13 protein-coding genes and 10 tRNA genes are annotated in these 17,181 nt (G+C 45.9%); 7 read left to right on the plus strand and 16 right to left on the minus strand.

Translation table 11 applies throughout. The features are described from left to right. Position 1: 1 nt before the first annotated feature. From hfq to tsaE, 5 genes are all read right to left on the minus strand, one after another. Positions 2-265: an RNA chaperone Hfq gene (gene hfq / locus AC6R16_RS19035; RefSeq protein ID WP_004743153.1), complete on the minus strand. Its 264-nt coding sequence runs from the start codon at positions 263-265 to the stop codon at positions 2-4. A gap of 189 nt (positions 266-454) precedes the next feature. Next, positions 455-1,405: a tRNA (adenosine(37)-N6)-dimethylallyltransferase MiaA gene (gene miaA / locus AC6R16_RS19040; protein WP_004743154.1), complete on the minus strand. Its 951-nt coding sequence runs from the start codon at positions 1,403-1,405 to the stop codon at positions 455-457. Further along, positions 1,402-3,366: a DNA mismatch repair endonuclease MutL gene (gene mutL / locus AC6R16_RS19045; protein WP_500675450.1), complete on the minus strand. Its 1,965-nt coding sequence runs from the start codon at positions 3,364-3,366 to the stop codon at positions 1,402-1,404. The genes miaA and mutL overlap by 4 nt, the downstream gene beginning before the upstream one ends. A gap of 14 nt (positions 3,367-3,380) precedes the next feature. Beyond that, complete coding sequence (locus AC6R16_RS19050; protein WP_004743156.1) at positions 3,381-5,105, minus strand: LysM peptidoglycan-binding domain-containing protein; 1,725 nt, start codon at positions 5,103-5,105, stop codon at positions 3,381-3,383. Continuing rightward, the gene (gene tsaE, locus AC6R16_RS19055) at positions 5,099-5,563 is read right to left on the minus strand and encodes a tRNA (adenosine(37)-N6)-threonylcarbamoyltransferase complex ATPase subunit type 1 TsaE (RefSeq protein ID WP_004743157.1); all 465 of its coding nucleotides are present in this window, start codon (positions 5,561-5,563) and stop codon (positions 5,099-5,101) included. Before tsaE ends, AC6R16_RS19050 begins: the two co-directional genes overlap by 7 nt. Positions 5,564-5,761: 198 nt before the next feature. Between tsaE and queG the strand changes: the two genes are divergently transcribed. Then, positions 5,762-6,874: a tRNA epoxyqueuosine(34) reductase QueG gene (gene queG / locus AC6R16_RS19060; RefSeq protein ID WP_500675451.1), complete on the plus strand. Its 1,113-nt coding sequence runs from the start codon at positions 5,762-5,764 to the stop codon at positions 6,872-6,874. Positions 6,875-7,553: 679 nt separating this feature from the next. On the opposite strand, the gene AC6R16_RS19065 is transcribed toward queG, so the two are convergent. From AC6R16_RS19065 to AC6R16_RS19110, 10 genes are all read right to left on the minus strand, one after another. Next, positions 7,554-7,629: transfer RNA gene (locus AC6R16_RS19065), tRNA-Gly, on the minus strand. A 38-nt stretch (positions 7,630-7,667) separates the two neighbouring features. After that, a tRNA-Gly gene (locus AC6R16_RS19070) sits at positions 7,668-7,743 on the minus strand. Positions 7,744-7,745: 2 nt separating this feature from the next. After that, positions 7,746-7,822: transfer RNA gene (locus AC6R16_RS19075), tRNA-Met, on the minus strand. Positions 7,823-7,863: 41 nt separating this feature from the next. Next, a tRNA-Gly gene (locus AC6R16_RS19080) sits at positions 7,864-7,939 on the minus strand. A gap of 2 nt (positions 7,940-7,941) precedes the next feature. After that, positions 7,942-8,018: transfer RNA gene (locus tag AC6R16_RS19085), tRNA-Met, on the minus strand. Positions 8,019-8,060: 42 nt separating this feature from the next. Further along, a tRNA-Gly gene (locus AC6R16_RS19090) sits at positions 8,061-8,136 on the minus strand. 2 nt (positions 8,137-8,138) lie between these two features. Beyond that, positions 8,139-8,215 (minus strand) — tRNA-Met (locus AC6R16_RS19095). 42 nt (positions 8,216-8,257) lie between these two features. Beyond that, positions 8,258-8,333 (minus strand) — tRNA-Gly (locus AC6R16_RS19100). 2 nt (positions 8,334-8,335) lie between these two features. After that, positions 8,336-8,412 (minus strand) — tRNA-Met (locus AC6R16_RS19105). A 42-nt stretch (positions 8,413-8,454) separates the two neighbouring features. Further along, positions 8,455-8,530 (minus strand) — tRNA-Gly (locus AC6R16_RS19110). Positions 8,531-8,848: 318 nt separating this feature from the next. Between AC6R16_RS19110 and AC6R16_RS19115 the strand changes: the two genes are divergently transcribed. Beyond that, the gene (locus AC6R16_RS19115; protein ID WP_425666132.1) at positions 8,849-9,559 is read left to right on the plus strand and encodes a hypothetical protein; all 711 of its coding nucleotides are present in this window, start codon (positions 8,849-8,851) and stop codon (positions 9,557-9,559) included. A 42-nt stretch (positions 9,560-9,601) separates the two neighbouring features. Here AC6R16_RS19115 and orn read toward each other — a convergent pair whose 3' ends face one another. Beyond that, on the minus strand, positions 9,602-10,147 hold the full coding sequence (gene orn, locus AC6R16_RS19120) for an oligoribonuclease (protein WP_049842760.1): 546 nt from the start codon (positions 10,145-10,147) through the stop codon (positions 9,602-9,604). 127 nt (positions 10,148-10,274) lie between these two features. Between orn and rsgA the strand changes: the two genes are divergently transcribed. The 5 genes from rsgA (at position 10,275) to AC6R16_RS19145 (ending at position 17,032) form a co-directional block, all read left to right on the plus strand. After that, positions 10,275-11,330: a small ribosomal subunit biogenesis GTPase RsgA gene (gene rsgA / locus AC6R16_RS19125; RefSeq protein WP_171326028.1), complete on the plus strand. Its 1,056-nt coding sequence runs from the start codon at positions 10,275-10,277 to the stop codon at positions 11,328-11,330. A gap of 102 nt (positions 11,331-11,432) precedes the next feature. Next, positions 11,433-12,311, plus strand: coding sequence for an archaetidylserine decarboxylase (asd, locus tag AC6R16_RS19130; RefSeq protein WP_500675452.1), 879 nt, complete (start codon positions 11,433-11,435; stop codon positions 12,309-12,311). Positions 12,312-12,481: 170 nt separating this feature from the next. Beyond that, a complete protein-coding gene (locus AC6R16_RS19135; RefSeq protein ID WP_425666135.1) occupies positions 12,482-13,897 on the plus strand; it encodes an SLC13 family permease in 1,416 nt (471 codons plus the stop codon). Between the two features lie 294 nt (positions 13,898-14,191). Then, entirely contained in the window at positions 14,192-16,072 is a 1,881-nt protein-coding gene (locus tag AC6R16_RS19140; protein WP_500675453.1) for a methyl-accepting chemotaxis protein, read from the plus strand. A 72-nt stretch (positions 16,073-16,144) separates the two neighbouring features. Continuing rightward, on the plus strand, positions 16,145-17,032 hold the full coding sequence (locus tag AC6R16_RS19145; protein ID WP_500675454.1) for a DMT family transporter: 888 nt from the start codon (positions 16,145-16,147) through the stop codon (positions 17,030-17,032). The last annotated feature ends 149 nt before the right edge of the window (positions 17,033-17,181 follow it).

Here is a 17,181-nt window from a genome sequence, read left to right on the forward strand (position 1 = left end):
ATTAATCTTCTGATTTCTCTTGCTGACGATCACCTTGAGGACGATCACCGCTGTGGTGGCTCACTGGGCGAGCAGGAACTACCGTAGAAATAGCGTGCTTGTACACCATTTGGTTAACAGTGTTTTTCAGCAAGATAACAAACTGATCAAATGATTCGATCTGGCCTTGTAGTTTAATTCCGTTTACAAGGTAGATAGATACTGGAATACGTTCGCGACGTAATGCATTTAAGAATGGGTCTTGTAGAGATTGCCCCTTAGCCATTTTTATTTTCCTTATTTTGTAATTTTGTTTTAGTTATTTAGCTAGTGGTGCGCTGCATTAAAAGATGCGGCCTTTGCTCTGAGCTAAACGAATAAAATAACACCCTGTCGCTACTTGTTATGACGGCTTTAAAGCGAAATTTCAAGTAACAGATCCTTTACAGGGCACATTCACGCAAAAGCGATCACATTATACACAGCTAAAACCTTCAGATGCTATGGCATTTGAGACAGTTTCTAGCGCGTGTTCAATGTTTTCACTATCTAACCAAGTTAAATCATCCCAGCTGCGTAACCAGGTGATTTGTCGCTTGGCCAATTGACGGGTTGCACAGACGCCTTTAAAAATGGCTTCATCTAACGTGCAGTTCCCATCCAAATAGTCCCACATCTGCCTATAACCTACACAACGAATCGAAGGTAGATCTGGGTGAAGATCGTCGCGAGCATATAGCGCACGCATTTCATCTTCAAAACCCGCTTCGATCATCTTCTCGTAGCGCAGCTCAATTCGGCGATGGAGCTCTGCCCTTTCCTTGGGAGCTATTGCAAACTGTTTAACTCGGTACGGCAAGCTTTCGCCCTTAGTTTGAGTTAACTCAGTAAGAGTTTTACCTGAAATTCGATAAACTTCCAATGCCCTAGACAATCTTTGTGGATCATTCGGGTGGATTCGCTCCGCTGAGACAGGATCAATCTCTTTTAACTGATCGTGTAATTTATCCCAACCCAAAGCTAATGCTTCTTGCTCTATCTGTTGGCGAATTTCAGTATCAGCGGCTGGCAGTGGCGATAACCCTTCCAGTAACGCTTTGTAGTAAAGCATGGTGCCACCGACGAGAAGTGGGATCTTGCCTTGCTCTACAATTTTATTCATTTCATTCAGCGCATCACGACGAAAATCAGCAGCAGAATAGGCTTCACTAGGATCAAGAATGTCGATCAAGCGATGCGGCGCTTGGGCTTGTTCCTCGGCATCAGGTTTTGCCGTACCAATATCCATTCCTTTGTAGATCAGTGCCGAATCAACTGAAATGATTTCTACTGGGAATTTCTGGCGTAAACGAATCGCAAGATCCGTTTTTCCTGACGCTGTTGGCCCCATTAAAAATAGAGCTAAAGGTAATTCTGTGTTGTTCATAATTCTAACGCTGCAATCGTTGCAGAAAAATCTACTGGCTTGACAAAGGTTTGGTCACTAAGTGGAAGTCTTCCTTGCCACAATTGCTCTACATCAGCAATTATCTGGATGGCTTCCGACAAAGTGTAGTCACTTTTTACCTGAGTAATATGATCACTAAGCCATTTTGCTAACTGGGTATGTGACAGCGGCTGTGAAGCGGCTTGGCACGAGACCGCGTAAGATAGCAGATCTGGCACCAGTTGTTGCAAGTTTTGTTGCCTCAAAGGTTGAGGCACGCCCATAATCATCAGCGCCTTATTACCGCGTGCTTTTAGCTCAATGCCGAATGTATCGAGCGTTGGCTGAAGCGCTTGCGCAACTTCCAGCAAAGCGTCATCTAACTTAACCGACAAAGGAACCAATAACGGTTGGCTTTTTAAATTACCTTCGCGCGTCGACAATTGACCATTGATCCGAAGCCACTCCGCTTTAGCAAGGTTGACCAAACGCGTACCTTGCTTATCTGCCATCACAAGATACCGACCTTGTACGACATGGATTGCTTTTCCTAACGATTCGACAACCTGAGTGTCAACTTGTTCATTTGAATTCGTCTTTTCCGCTGGAATTTGTGCTTCTTCAGCTTCAGCGATCTCCGGCGTTTGGAGTAAATCCTGATAGGCTTTCACTTCCTGCTTGCTCGGTGCAGGTTCGCTATAACGCTCAGTGACTCTTGGCTTGTTTAGCGGGCGAGATTCTTGCCATTCATTTCTTGGCTGCGCCTCACGCACACTCTCTCGACTCTCGGCATAATCGGCTTTACCAGGATAAGAGGGCACTGACTCAATTGCGCGATATTCTTGTTGAGACGTACGATTGGCCACTTCACGAGGTGCAGAAATGGGCTCTGGCTCATCCGTAGGGTTTGATGGCTGCTCTACATGGAATGCAGACGCGGTTTGTTCAGGCTTATCAATATGGGCACTTTGAGCCAAGGCATCGCTTAGCGCTTGATAGATGAAGTCATGCACAAGACGCGCTTGATGGAAACGAACTTCATGCTTGGCAGGGTGCACATTAACATCGACTTGATGTGGATCGAGTTCGATAAAGAGCACATATGTCGCAAACTGATCGGGGCGAAGGCTAGTCTCATAGCTTTGACGAATCGCGTGATTGATCAGTTTGTCACGCATCATGCGGCCATTAACGTAACAGTATTGCAGATCGCTTTGCTGACGAGCGCCCTCTGGCGTGGTGATCCAACCATGCAGTTTGAGCCCTTGGTGCTCTAGCTCTATTTTAAGCATATTACGCACAAAGGCGTTGCCACACACAGCTGCAATCCGCTTTTCTGCCTGTGCCTCAGTTTTCGCCGCACGATACTGCTTAATGAGTTTGCCGTTGTGTCTGAGATTGATCGTAACGTCAAAGCGGCTCAGCGCAATCCGTTTCAATAACTCATCAATATGAGTAAATTCGGTTTTCTCTGTACGTAGAAACTTGCGTCTCGCTGGCGTATTGAAGAACAGATCAAGCACTTCAACCGTGGTGCCAATTGGATGAGCAGCAGGCTGAAGCTTAACCTGCATCTCACGACCTTCACTGTACGCTGACCATGCTTGCTCTTGCGTCGCGGGTCGTGAGGTCATGGTTAAACGAGCAACAGAACTGATACTCGCTAAGGCTTCACCACGAAAGCCTAAACTAATGATCGCTTCCAGATCGTCAAGGGTGTGAATCTTCGACGTCGCATGTCGACTTAACGCCAGACCTAACTCATCTTTGACGATCCCTTTGCCATTGTCGCGCACACGGATCAGCTTGGCGCCGCCCTTCTCGATATCAATATCAATACGTGTTGCGCCAGAATCTAAGCTATTTTCCACCAACTCTTTGACTACAGAAGCGGGTCTTTCTACCACTTCGCCCGCCGCGATTTGGTTGGCAAGGCGCGCAGGAAGGATCTTAATCGTCACGTCTGGCACTCACTTTAGTTGTGGGGAATGATCAACACCTGACCAACCGCCAACTGATCAGAACGCAAGTTATTGGCTTTGCGAATGTTGTTCACACTGACCTGATACTTGCTAGCAATTTTGCCCAAGAACTCACCACGCTTAACTGTGTGCTTACGTAGTGGTTGATCTTTCATACTCACAGTAATCTTTAACTTTTGCCCAAGCTTTAATGTATCAGACTTGAGCTTGTTTTCTTTCTTAATCGCAGCAACTGAAACTTTGTACTTCTCTGCGATCTTTCCTAGATACTCGCCACGCTGTACTACGTGAGTCAAAGTCTTAGTTTCGACTGGATTCTTAATTTGTGGCACCGAGATAGACTTACTTGAACCCGGAATCGTCAGGATCTGACCAATGGCTAAGCTGGTGCTCTTGAGCTTATTGGTCTGCATAATCGCTTTCGTCGACGTACCATACTTACTGGCTATCAACGACAGCGACTCACCGCGTGCCACTTTGTGCTTGATGGTTTTACCGCGATTAGCAAACAGAGTGCCTTCTGGAGGGTTTGCCTCAAAATACTGGACAATCGCCTTAGCAAGCGAGCGCGCCAGTTTGTCTTGGTGGCTGCGCTGGAACAACAATCTTTCTTCGGTCGGGTTAGTAATGAAGCCCGTCTCAACGAGTACAGAAGGAATATCTGGTGACTTCAATACCGCTAAGCTTGCGTTAACCGGATCTTTCTTGTGCAGCTTGATGCCAGCTCGCGTCATTTCTCGCAGGATCTTCGTTGCCAGTTTATAACCTTCTTTTTGTGAGTGGCTAAACTGCAGATCAAGCAGAGTTTGACTGACATTCCTATCGTTATTGTTCTTTGATAGGACTTCACCAGCCCCACCTAATAATTGAGATTGTTCCTCATGATTCTCTACCCAACGCGCTATCTCCGAGTTTGCTCGACGAGTATTTAAGACAAACACCGAACCACCGCGCGGTTGAGGCGTATGGAAACCATCGGCGTGAATCGAAACCAGCAAGTGTGCTTTATTACGGCGAGCTATCTCTGAACGTTTGTTTAAATTGACAAAGTAATCACCGCCTCGGGTCAGTACGGCTTTCATCCCCGGCACAGCATTGATTTGGGCAACGATCTTCTTAGAAATTGCTAAGGTCGCATGCTTTTCATATTTTTTGCTCGGACCAATTGAACCTGGGTCTTCGCCACCATGACCAGGGTCAATCGCCACTACGATATCTGCCGTTCCGGCCAACTGAGAAGCATCGCGGCTCACTGTTGTCGAGCTGCTTGATTTTGCAGGAGTTGAGGTTGCTTTCTTCTGACTGCCATGAGGCATATCGATCACAAGACGGTGACCATATTGCCCACCCGGAGTGGGTGCAAGCTTAAACAGTTGAGGAGTCACTTTTCGTTTTAGCTCAAACACCAAACGATAAGTGCCTTTATTGGGCGGAGAGCTTTTACGGATCTTTTTCAAGACTGGACTATCGGTGATGTTGATAGGCAGCTTAGTGCTCAGAGACGTTTTCTTTAAATCAACGACTAAACGCTCTGGACTAGAGAGCGTAAAATAGCTGTAGTCAGCTTCTGATGAAAGATCGATGACAACACGTGTCTCATCAGGAGAAGGCCAAACACGAATCCCTTCTAGCGCGTTTGCAAATGCAAAACCGGGCGCAAGAGTAAGAGCAAGAAGAAATGGAAAGAAAACAGCTCTTATAAAAGTACTCTTCAACATAACTCCAACTGTTCTAATAATTGACATCCGTACTGATTATTTGCCGTCAGTACAACAACACGTGCCTCTCCGTCGTAACGAAGATCAATATCCAGATCGGCTTCTGGCAGCAGACCTTGTCCTTTCTCAGGCCACTCCACCAAACAGATAGCATCGGAAGTGAAGTAATCACGGATCCCCATAAACTCAAGTTCTTCAGGATCCGCTAAACGGTAAAGATCAAAATGGTAAACCTGCCACTGATCCAATTGATAAGGTTCAACGAGAGTGTAGGTTGGGCTTTTTACATTGCCTTCATGACCAAGCGCGCGAACAAAACCACGACTAAATGTCGTTTTACCTGCACCCAAATCACCGTGTAAGTAGATGGTGGTTTGCTGAGAGCACAAGTGTGCCAATGCTGTCCCTAATTGAATCGTTGCTTGTTCATCTTTAAGGGCAAATTGTTTGGTGGTCATGAAGATCAATCTCTACGCTGTGACTATATAAAAATCAAAAGAACTGGAATAGTAAACTGGGTTGGAATTGAGAGACAAGAGATCTTGTGTAAGTAAAACGAAAAATCAGCGATTTCTTGCCATTTTTCGCTTTTCCTTGGCTAGATCCTGCATATAAGATCCGTTAAGATCCTGCCCCCTTTACCCGGAGCAATCAGAATGAACTACCAAGCGCTCGCAGACAAGATCAAAATTTGGGGCCAAGAACTTGGCTTCCAAAAAGTTGGCATCTGCGATGTAGATCTCTCTGAGCATGAAGCTGAACTACAAAAATGGCTTGATGCAGGCTATCACGGAGAAATGGACTGGATGGCTCGTCACGGGATGATGAGAGCGCGTCCTGCCGAATTGCTGCCGGGTACTGTACGTGTCATTAGCGTACGTATGAACTACCTGCCTCCTGAAGCGCAATTTGCCGCCAATCTATCGGATCCGACTCAAGCCTATATAAGTCGCTACTCTCTTGGGCGTGATTATCATAAGTTAATCCGCAACCAGTTAAAAAAGCTCGGGCAAAAAATAGAACAAGAAGTTGGCAACTTTGGCCACCGACCTTTTGTTGATTCTGCACCGATACTTGAAAGGCCTTTGGCGCAGAAAGCCGGATTGGGCTGGACTGGAAAACATTCACTTATTCTAGATAAAGAGTGTGGCTCATGGTTTTTCCTTGGTGAGTTACTGATAGACCTTCCTCTTCCAGTCGACGAACCCAGCGTTGATGAATGTGGCAAATGCAAAGCTTGTATTACCTCATGCCCGACACAAGCCATCGTAGATAATGGTATTGTCGACGCAAGACGCTGTATCTCCTACTTAACCATTGAATTTGACGGTGTCATCCCAGAAGAGTTTCGCAAAGCCATGGGCAACAGAATCTATGGTTGCGACGACTGTCAACTTGTCTGCCCTTGGAATCGCTTTTCCGATTTAACCGATCAGCAAGACTTTCATCGTAGAGAAGCATTGACCAATGCAAATCTCGTTGAACTTTTTAAATGGAATGAGGCGACTTTCTTAAAAAATATGGAAGGTTCAGCTATTCGCCGTATCGGGCATTTGCAATGGCTAAGAAACCTGTCAGTCGCAATGGGAAATGCTCCCTACTCTATCGATATCATTGAAGCGCTAGAGAATCGCCTAGGTATAAGTGAAACCCTAGATATACATATTAAGTGGGCTTTAGAGCAACAACGAACGCAAATCCCTGCTCAATCAACTAAGCTAAATAGGTTGATTAGAATTGTCGAAAAAGGCTTACCACGCGATGCATAATGCTTGCCGAACTTAGCCACTCAGAGTTTGACCTAGCTCCAAAAACCAAAATGTGGAAAAAAGAAAGAATGATTACTCATTTTCTTACAGGTGGAGAAGTTAATCACAGTGGTGATAAATGACTAGGATCAAAAAACAGTGACTTAATGATCGTAAACAACTACTAACTCAACTAACCTCAAATGAAGAATAATCTTAAAAATCAAGCATTTACAATAAATTTGATATTAAGTAAGAAAGTTTCAACAACAAAAAGATCGTTTTAGTCAAGCGTTATACATGAATAAAAATCAGGTTACCCACCAAGTTATCCACAATTACACATCTGTGGATAAGTCTGTTGACTAACATGCCAAACCCTAGCTCACATAATGCTTGCTATTGATTCTGACTGAGCACATCTCGTGCTGAGATTTAATATTGAGACATAAAAATGCCCACCTAAAAACTAGGAGGACTTTTTACTGATTTGGGGTTCATGCTTCGCAGCATTAGCTAAAGAGCGGTGACCATAAGGTCTATTCAAATGAAAATCATTTGAAGGAGATTTGGAGCGACACACGAGGTTCCCTATTCATAAACAAAAAGGCGTGACCTCAACCTTGGCAAGGTTGCGCTCAATCAAACTGAGCGGGTGTTGCATCTTTATCACCGTTAAGCACGATGAAGGCTATCAAATTGGAGCGACACACGAGGTTCGAACTCGTGACCTCAACCTTGGCAAGGTTGCGCTCTACCAACTGAGCTAGTGTCGCATCTTTGTCACCGTTAAGCACGATGAGGGCTATTAATTTGGAGCGACACACGAGGTTCGAACTCGTGACCTCAACCTTGGCAAGGTTGCGCTCTACCAACTGAGCTAGTGTCGCTTTGGTTGCGGGGGCCGGATTTGAACCGACGACCTTCGGGTTATGAGCCCGACGAGCTACCAAGCTGCTCCACCCCGCGTCCGTATTCACCATTTAAGGCATGATGAAAGCCTTCAAATTTGGAGCGACACACGAGGTTCGAACTCGTGACCTCAACCTTGGCAAGGTTGCGCTCTACCAACTGAGCTAGTGTCGCTTTGGTTGCGGGGGCCGGATTTGAACCGACGACCTTCGGGTTATGAGCCCGACGAGCTACCAAGCTGCTCCACCCCGCGTCCGTATTGTTTCACCGTTAAGCACGATGACAGCATTAAATTTGGAGCGACACACGAGGTTCGAACTCGTGACCTCAACCTTGGCAAGGTTGCGCTCTACCAACTGAGCTAGTGTCGCTTTGGTTGCGGGGGCCGGATTTGAACCGACGACCTTCGGGTTATGAGCCCGACGAGCTACCAAGCTGCTCCACCCCGCGTCCGTATTGTTTCACCGTTAAGCACGATGACAGCATTAAATTTGGAGCGACACACGAGGTTCGAACTCGTGACCTCAACCTTGGCAAGGTTGCGCTCTACCAACTGAGCTAGTGTCGCTTTGGTTGCGGGGGCCGGATTTGAACCGACGACCTTCGGGTTATGAGCCCGACGAGCTACCAAGCTGCTCCACCCCGCGTCCGTATTGTTTCACCGTTAAGCACGATGACAGCTTTAAATTTGGAGCGACACACGAGGTTCGAACTCGTGACCTCAACCTTGGCAAGGTTGCGCTCTACCAACTGAGCTAGTGTCGCATCAACAACGTTTCCGTCGTTCAGGGCTGCGAATTATAAGAGCATTTTTTTGTGATGCAAGTCCTTCATGCAAAAAAAATCCATTTTTTTCCTGTTTGGATGAAAAGCGCACATCAATCATCAAAACAGCTTGAAATTTAAACGAAATGCATTTTGTTAAATAACATAAAAGTAACCTCACCTATGCGCAAATTGGGATATTGACCTGCATTTTGGTGACTTAATGTCGCTGATGAATACAAATTTTAATATAACTATTGGCTATAAAAGCCTCGTTCCAATAGTTACAAGATTTCTCCTAGTTAAGGTTCAGTGTCCATGTCGTTGCAAAGGATTGTTTTTCGAACGCTCATTCCCTTATTAGTCGCTACGTTAGTTGTTGGGTGCGGCTCTATGCCTAAGCCAATGCGTAATCTCGGCAAAAGTGACGTTGATTTTGTTATGGATGTTCATGCGAGACAGCTTAAGAAACAGATGATGGAGCTGACACGAAAACTCTACGTCCGCAATCCAATTCAACTGCATAAGAACCCGCAAGCAACGATAGAAAGTCGCATCACCCAGATTTTTGGCTCTGAAGAGAGTATCGAACTTCCCTCTTTGGTTTTTGATGAGCTCAATGGTGTCACTGGAATTGATGCAATCTTGCTAAGTTTTGATGAGAACTTTCAGGGAGACCGAGTATTTGCCGCTATCGTCGGCCTATCAGAGATGCTGCGCCGTTCATACAACCACCAGCAAGAGTTCTTTATCATCGACTCGTTAGATGAGCAGTCTTTATATAACAGCGCGCGAAACATAGAGATCTTCGTGTGGCGACTCTATCATCGCAAAGACCAATATGGGAACCCACTGATTTACAGTAATGATACCGATGAAAATGGTGGTGATATCAGCTTTGACCGCCGATTCACTAAAATGGTTATGATTCAAGACATGATGGCACTCATCGTTGCAGACAAAACAAATCGAGGGATTACCAAAGTAGTCCACGGTGTTGCTCAGTTTGCTTTTCTTCCCGTGCCATAAACAAAAACGCCAGCGATACTCGCTGGCGTTATCTAAAGTCGATTAGATTGAGATAATCGTTTTACGGTAGTACTGAAGTTCGGCTATCGACTCTCGAATATCGTCTAACGCAAGGTGACTGCCTGTTTTCGAAAAACCATCAAGTACTTCAGGCTTCCAACGACGAGTAAGTTCTTTCAACGTACTCACGTCAATGTAGCGGTAGTGGAAATACTGCTCAAGCTCTGCCATGTGCTTGTACAAGAAACGTCTGTCTTGACCTACACTGTTACCACAAATTGGCGATTTACCTTTAGGTACCCACTTTTCTAAAAATTCAATCGTTTGACGGATAGCTTCTTGCTCATCGATTTTACTTTCGCGTACACGCTTAACCAAGCCACTGCCCGTATGCGTTGTTGTACACCACTCATCCATTTTAGCCAGTTCTTCTTCTGGCTGATGAATGGCAAGTACAGGTCCTTCAGCTAAAATATTCAATTCACTATCAGTCACTATGGTGGCGATTTCGATAACTTTGTGGGTTTCTGGGTCCAGTCCTGTCATCTCAAGATCAATCCAAATTAAATTTTGATCGCTAAAGGACATAAATCGTTGCCTATTGGTTTTGTGCTAAAAGAGGTACTATACCCAAATTCCGATACCCAAGATAGATTGAGATACTCGCTGTCAGACAGGTATCACCCGATAAATTAATCAACTGAAGTAGAGAAACGTGGCTAAAAAGAAAAAGCTAACCAAAGGTCAGGTGAGGCGTGTACGCCATAACCAAAAACGCAAACTTAAGCAGGAAGAGACCATCCAGTGGGATGAATCTATGCTTGGAGGGAGTAAATCAGGCCTGGTTATCACTCGTTTTGGACAACACGCAGATATAGAAGATCTCGAAAGCGGAGAAGTCCAGCGCTGTAATCTTCGTCGCGGTATCGAATCTCTGGTTTCTGGGGACAAAGTTATTTGGCGCCCTGGCCTAGAGTCGATGGAAGGCATCAATGGTGTGGTTGAAGCCGTCGAGCCAAGAACTTCTGTATTAACACGTCCTGACTACTACGACGGCCTAAAACCCGTTGCAGCGAACGTAGACCAAATGGTCATCGTTTCTTCAGTTTTACCTGAACTTTCACTCAATATCATTGATCGCTACTTGGTCGCCTCTGAAACCTTAAGCATTGCGCCGCTGCTGGTACTGAACAAAATCGACCTTCTAGAACAAGAACAACTGGCTGAATACAAATCTTGGCTAAACGAATACGAGCGCATTGGCTACAAGGTGCTGTTTGTCAGTAAACAAACCGGGGAAGGTATTGCTGAGCTCGAAGCTGAGCTGAAAGATCGCATCAATATTTTCGTCGGTCAGTCTGGTGTCGGTAAATCAAGTCTAGTCAATGCGCTTATGCCTCAATTTAATGTTGAGGAAGGCGAGATCTCAGAAAACTCCGGCCTAGGCCAACACACAACCACCGCATCTCGCCTTTACCATATCCCAACAGGGGGCGACCTAATTGACTCACCGGGAGTTCGTGAGTTTGGTCTGTGGCACTTGGAAGCCGAAGAAGTGACTAAAGCCTTTGTTGAATTTAGACCTTATCTAGGTGGCTGTAAGTTCCGTGATTGTAAACACAATGACGACCCAGGATGTGTACTGCGTCAGGCAGTTGAAGATGGTGAGATCAACGAAATACGCTTTGAAAACTACCACCGTATCCTCGAAAGCATGGCGGAAAACAAAGCCAATCGACAATACTCTCGTAGCAAAAAAGCGGATTTGTAACCGCAATTTGGTCTCTCAACTGCTGACTTTTGGGCGCATTTTGAGTAACATCTCGCGCCCAGAATATAGTCAATCATCAAAATAGCATTGGAATTGAACACAATGGATAAGATTAAAGTTGGACTGCAATATTGGATCCCTCAGCACGGTTTAACGCGCTTAGTGGGTAAGCTAGCTTCAGCAAAAGCTGGCGGTCTAACAACAGCAATCATCAAGTGGTTTATTAAGCAATACAACGTCAACATGGATGAAGCACTTCATTCTGATCCTAAACACTTTAAGACGTTTAACGAATTTTTTGTTCGTGAGCTAAAAGATGGCGCACGCCCAATCACCGAAGAAGCCTCTGTTATCACACACCCAGCAGACGCTTGTGTTAGCCAGTTTGGTCCTATTACTGATGGCAAACTGATTCAGGCAAAAGGCTATGACTTTACGGCGCAAGAGCTGCTAGGCGGAGATGCAGAATTAGCTCAAGAGTTTGCCGACGGTGAATTCGCGACACTGTACCTTTCACCACGTGATTACCACCGAGTACACATGCCATGTGACGGCACACTTCGTCAGATGATTTATGTACCAGGTGATCTATTCTCAGTTAACCCGCTGACTGCTGAGAACGTACCAAACCTGTTCGCACGTAACGAACGTGTAGTATGTATTTTTGATACTGAGTTTGGACCAATGGCACAGGTACTTGTTGGTGCGACAATTGTTGGCAGTATCGAGCAAGTTTGGGCTGGCACAGTAACCCCACCACGCGGCAATACCGTTTACAAATGGGACTACCCAGCTGAAGGTGACAAAGCAGTAATCCTTAAGAAGGGTGAAGAAATGGGGCGCTTTAAGCTAGGCTCAACGGTTATCAACCTATTCGCCAAAGATGCGGTGAAATTTGATGACGCTATGCAAAATGGTCAACCTACGGTAATGGGTACACCTTACGCTCATACTGCTCAAGCAGAACAAGCAGCGGAATAATCACCAACGTTCGACTCTGAAGCCTCGCAATCGCGGGGCTTTTTTTGACCCAAAGCAAACCTCCCTCAACAATTTCAACTGTTTATCAAAATTCTAGACTTGGTCTAAGACCTTTAATTCATTGTGAACTAATCTGTGGCTTCACTAATACTTTTGAGGTAAAGGATTGTATGCCAAAGGTAGAGTCGGGAATTATCATTAAACTATTGATCAGTTTTGGTCTGCCAATCGGTGTACTGTTTATGCCTATTGACTGGATCCCTATTGATGATCTGACCCTGATTCAGCATCGACTATTGGCCATCTTTCTTCTAGCAGCCCTACTTTGGGTACTAGAGCCCGTCCCAGTGTTTGCGACTTCGATTTTGATCATCGCCTTAGAGCTGGTAATGATTTCCGACAAAGGGCTACATTTATTCCGCAACCCTCCTGCAGGACATGACTTGGGGGAGTTGATGAACTACACAGACATCTTCAGCGCCTTCTCTTCGCCAATCATTATTCTGTTTATGGGTGGTTTTGCCCTTGCGATCGCAGCCTCTAAGTATGAGCTCGATAACAACTTAGCGCGCGTACTGCTCAAGCCTTTTGGCCACCAGCCTAAGTTCATCATGCTTGGCTTAATGTTGATTACTGCCGTGTTCTCAATGTTTATGTCCAACACCGCAACAACGGTAATGATGCTTGCATTACTTGGCCCAATTGTCGCTTCGGCACCTAAAGGCGATATTGGCATTAAAGCCTTAGTACTGTGTATCCCGATCGCCGCCAACACAGGCGGTATTGCGACTCCAATCGGTACGCCACCGAACGCCATTGCACTTCAGTACCTCACTGGCGAGAACAGTATCGATTTCTTAAGTTGGATGATGATGGGATTACCTTTTGTGACTGTGCAACTGACTATCGCTTGGTTCCTGCTGCAAAAGCTGTTCCCATCTTCCCAACAAACCATGAAGCTTAAGTTAGATGGGCAGTTCCAAAAGAACTGGCGCGCGATGGTGGTTTACGCCACGTTTGCTTCAACCATCCTACTGTGGATGACGACCAAACTGCATGGCATGAACACCTATGTTGTTTCCATTATTCCACTGGCTGTTTTCACACTCACTGGCATTATGGGCAAAGCTGAGCTCAAGCTGATTAACTGGGATGTACTGTGGCTAGTCGCCGGTGGTATTGCGATTGGTATTGGTTTGGATAAAACCGGATTAGCCGCCGCCCTAGCGCATGCAATTGATTACGAATCGCTATCACCAATTGCCGTGGTTCTTACTCTGTCGATCGTCTGCTGGCTAATGGCAAACTTCATGTCCAACACCGCGACTGCTAACCTGCTAATGCCAATTGCGGCTGCAATTGGGGCTTCCATGGAGAGTTTAGCTAGCGTCGGTGGACTGCAAGGATTATTGGTCGTTGTCGCCTTCTCCGCATCGCTTGGCATGATTTTACCAGTATCAACACCGCCAAACTCTCTTGCTTACTCTACTGGTCTCATCGAGAGCAAAGATATGGCCAAAACCGGGCTAATTATCGGTGTGATTGGCTTAGCAATTGTTTATGCCGGAGCACTGCTACTCACTTAATTACCGTATGGCATTTAATATTTATTGACTGAAGGTCACAGTTCAATCAATATTCGCCCTAAATAGGTAAGTTAGTCGGTGTTCCTGTACATAGATCAAGCAAATTAGTCGCTTGGGATTATAAAATCAGTTCAATAATAACAAGAACATCCATTTCACTTTCAATGTGAGATTTCTATCCGGCGGTAGTGCCCACGAGGTTCGGTTGATGCTCTCCACATGGCAAACACCTTCTCCCAGTGTCTCTCCACTCCGCTTTTCTCAATCTATTGTCTCGTAAATGAAGGAAAGGCAATGAGAAATACAATAAAACTAAAAATGCAGATTGCGATTGCAATCGTTATCGCAGTGGTCAGCGGGGTTCAAGCTTGGATCTCGGTAAGCCAATTAAAACAAGAAACCACCTCAGCCCTAAACAGTGAAATGGCCAATGTCAGCCACGCCACTACTCGCTACATTAGTGATTGGTTAGCCATACGCAGCGATATGATGCTTGCTAACGAGAAAACCATCGTCCAGTCAGATAACTCTGACCGTGAAATGCTAGTTACCAAGCGAGCGGGGGATTTTCTTTCCGTTTATGCTGGCTTCGATGACGGCTCCATTGCCTACGGTGATAAAACTGAAGACTGGCCTGCCGATTACGATCCAAGAACTCGACCTTGGTATCAAGATGCCATGAAAGCCTCTGGGCTAATCCTGACCGAACCTTATCAGGATTTTGATGGCAGCATTGTTGTCAGTTTTGCCAAAGCCTTTTCCGGTGAAAGAAAAGGGGTGCTTGCCGCCGATTTAACCGTCACTAACATCATCAGTGAAGTACTCAATGTCACGTTAGATAACGATGGCTTTACCTTCTTGGTGGATGGTAACAACAACATCGTTGCCTATCAGGATGAAAAGCTAAGCCAACAGCCTTTAACCGTTCTAAACCCTGTTCTAAGCCATAACATGGTCAATGAACTTGTCAGCAAATCAGCCCTATCAACCATTAGTTGGCCGGATCAAGGTGACAAGCTTATCTATGTTACCAATGTCCCGACAACAGACTGGTCTTTAGGTATAGTGGTCGATAAGGATCTCGCCTTCGCTTCCGTTACCGAACAAATCCAGTTTACGGCACTCGCTTCTATCATCCTGTATTTAGTGATTGCCACATTCAGTACCTACACGATTACTAAACTGCTTAAACCGCTACAAGACTTGTCAGCATCCCTTTCACAACTGTCTAAAGGTGAAGGTGATTTGACCCAGCGCGTCGAGATTAAGCGCCGAGACGAAATCGGTGAAGTCGCGGAGCATGTGAATCAGTTCTTGAGTCAAATGCAGGCAATGATCAGCGGCATCATCAACCACAGTGAAAAGCTCGCCAACCAAGCTGTTCAGGCAAATGAACTATCACAACAGGCTTCTCATCAAGTTGAGGCGCAACAAAATGATGTTAACCAGATAGCGACAGCCATCCATGAGATGTCGGCTACCGCGGCAGAAGTCGCAAGCCATGCAGAGCTCACAGCTGCCGCTTCTCAAACTTCATCCACCGCTTGTCAGGATGGCCAACAAGTGATTCAGAAAAACCGCCAAGCGATCGTTGACCTCGCAGATCAGGTCATGGCTGCCGCAGGCGTAATCTCTGAGTTAGAAAGTAACACTCAAAGCATTAATCAAATCCTTTCTACCATTCAAGAGATTGCCGAACAGACCAACCTGTTGGCGCTTAACGCAGCGATTGAAGCGGCACGCGCTGGTGAGCAAGGGCGCGGTTTTGCGGTCGTTGCGGATGAGGTTCGCGTGCTGAGCCAGCGTACTCATGGCTCAACCGAAGAGATCCGCAATATGATCGAGACGCTGCAAAACAATACTCAGTTAGCGGTTAACAGCATGCAGAGCAGCACGTCGCTTGCCGATACAAGTGTCGACTATGCTCAGCAAGCGGCCGATAGCTTGGGTCATATCACTGACGCGATTACTGAAATCAATGATATGGCACTACAGATTGCGAGTGCAGCCGAAGAGCAACGAGCTGTGAGTGAAGATATCAGTCGCAATACGCAAGGGATTAAAGATGCTTCTGATGTCCTTGCTTCACAAGCGCTTCAAAGCAGCGAAAGTGCCGATAACATGCGTGACTCTGCAGAAACCATGCGCCGCGAGGTAGGACGCTTTAAGGTTTAACCTATGATTTAAACTTTTTTTAATGCATATTGTCAGCCATTACTCTTCCAAATTCACAAGGATTTCGTGTCAATGGGATATGAATGGCTGGCATTGGCAGCGGCATTTCTTTGGGCGGTAGCCAGTCTACTTTCTGTTGTTCCCGCACAACATCTAGGAACCTTTGCCTATAGTCGTTGGCGTATGGGCTGCACCTCTGTGATTTTAGGGGGTATGGCACTGATTACTGGCGGTTGGGCCAGCGTAGAAACCAGCGCCATTTCTGCCATGATGCTATCTGGCGTGATCGGTATCTTCATCGGAGATACTGCCCTATTCGCCTGCCTCAATCGCATGGGACCAAGACAAGCTGGTCTACTCTTTTCTTGCCACGCCGTCTTCTCCGCTGTACTAGGTTACTTCCTATTTAGCGAAACCATGACATCTCTCGAATTGTTGGGATCAGCTTTGGTTTTTTCTGGCGTGTTAACCGCGATATTTTTTGGTCGTAAAGGGCAAGCCAATAATCAACTTGAGTCAATCAAAGGCAGTATTTGGGTCGGGGTCGGTTTAGGTTTACTAGCAGCACTTTGCCAAGCACTCGGTGGCATTATTGCTAAACCTGTTATGCAAACAGCAATCGATCCTGTTGCGGCATCGGCCATGCGTATGATGACAGCGTTTGCTGCTCACTGTCTGTTTTTCCTCACTGGCGCCAAACTTGCGCGAGCCACACATCCCATGAACCTGCGAATTTTCTCCATTACCGCAGTCAATGGTTTCCTCGCTATGGCGGTCGGAATGACGTTGATCCTATACGCCCTTCAGGAAGGAAATGTTGGTATGGTGGCACTCTTGTCTTCCACAACACCAATTATGTTGTTGCCTATACTTTGGATTTACTCAGGTAAGCGCCCTAACCGCTTTGCATGGATAGGGGCCATCGTTGCCGTTGTAGGGACAGGAATTTTGGTCGCATAGGCTATTAGAGTAATAGGTATTTCCCACTGTCAATTTCCGCCTTACGCGAGAAAATAACGACAACAAAATGATTATTATAAGTGGTTGGGAAAAATACCTACTGGAAGTAAGGTGAAAGATAACAACAATATTTCACAAACAATATTTGA

It is taken from the genome of Vibrio sp. R10-SG3-ISO10 (assembly GCF_059834185.1).

What these genes read in the sequence shown, in the direction of transcription:
- hfq (WP_004743153.1), bottom strand. Translation starts at nt 265, where the DNA reads ATGGCTAAGGGGCAATCTCTACAAGACCCATTCTTAAATGCATTACGT.
- miaA (WP_004743154.1), bottom strand. Translation starts at nt 1,405, where the DNA reads ATGAACAACACAGAATTACCTTTAGCTCTATTTTTAATGGGGCCAACA.
- AC6R16_RS19050 (WP_004743156.1), bottom strand. Translation starts at nt 5,105, where the DNA reads ATGTTGAAGAGTACTTTTATAAGAGCTGTTTTCTTTCCATTTCTTCTT.
- tsaE (WP_004743157.1), bottom strand. Translation starts at nt 5,563, where the DNA reads ATGACCACCAAACAATTTGCCCTTAAAGATGAACAAGCAACGATTCAA.
- queG (WP_500675451.1), top strand. Translation starts at nt 5,762, where the DNA reads ATGAACTACCAAGCGCTCGCAGACAAGATCAAAATTTGGGGCCAAGAA.
- AC6R16_RS19115 (WP_425666132.1), top strand. Translation starts at nt 8,849, where the DNA reads ATGTCGTTGCAAAGGATTGTTTTTCGAACGCTCATTCCCTTATTAGTC.
- orn (WP_049842760.1), bottom strand. Translation starts at nt 10,147, where the DNA reads ATGTCCTTTAGCGATCAAAATTTAATTTGGATTGATCTTGAGATGACA.
- asd (WP_500675452.1), top strand. Translation starts at nt 11,433, where the DNA reads ATGGATAAGATTAAAGTTGGACTGCAATATTGGATCCCTCAGCACGGT.
- AC6R16_RS19135 (WP_425666135.1), top strand. Translation starts at nt 12,482, where the DNA reads ATGCCAAAGGTAGAGTCGGGAATTATCATTAAACTATTGATCAGTTTT.
- AC6R16_RS19140 (WP_500675453.1), top strand. Translation starts at nt 14,192, where the DNA reads ATGAGAAATACAATAAAACTAAAAATGCAGATTGCGATTGCAATCGTT.
- AC6R16_RS19145 (WP_500675454.1), top strand. Translation starts at nt 16,145, where the DNA reads ATGGGATATGAATGGCTGGCATTGGCAGCGGCATTTCTTTGGGCGGTA.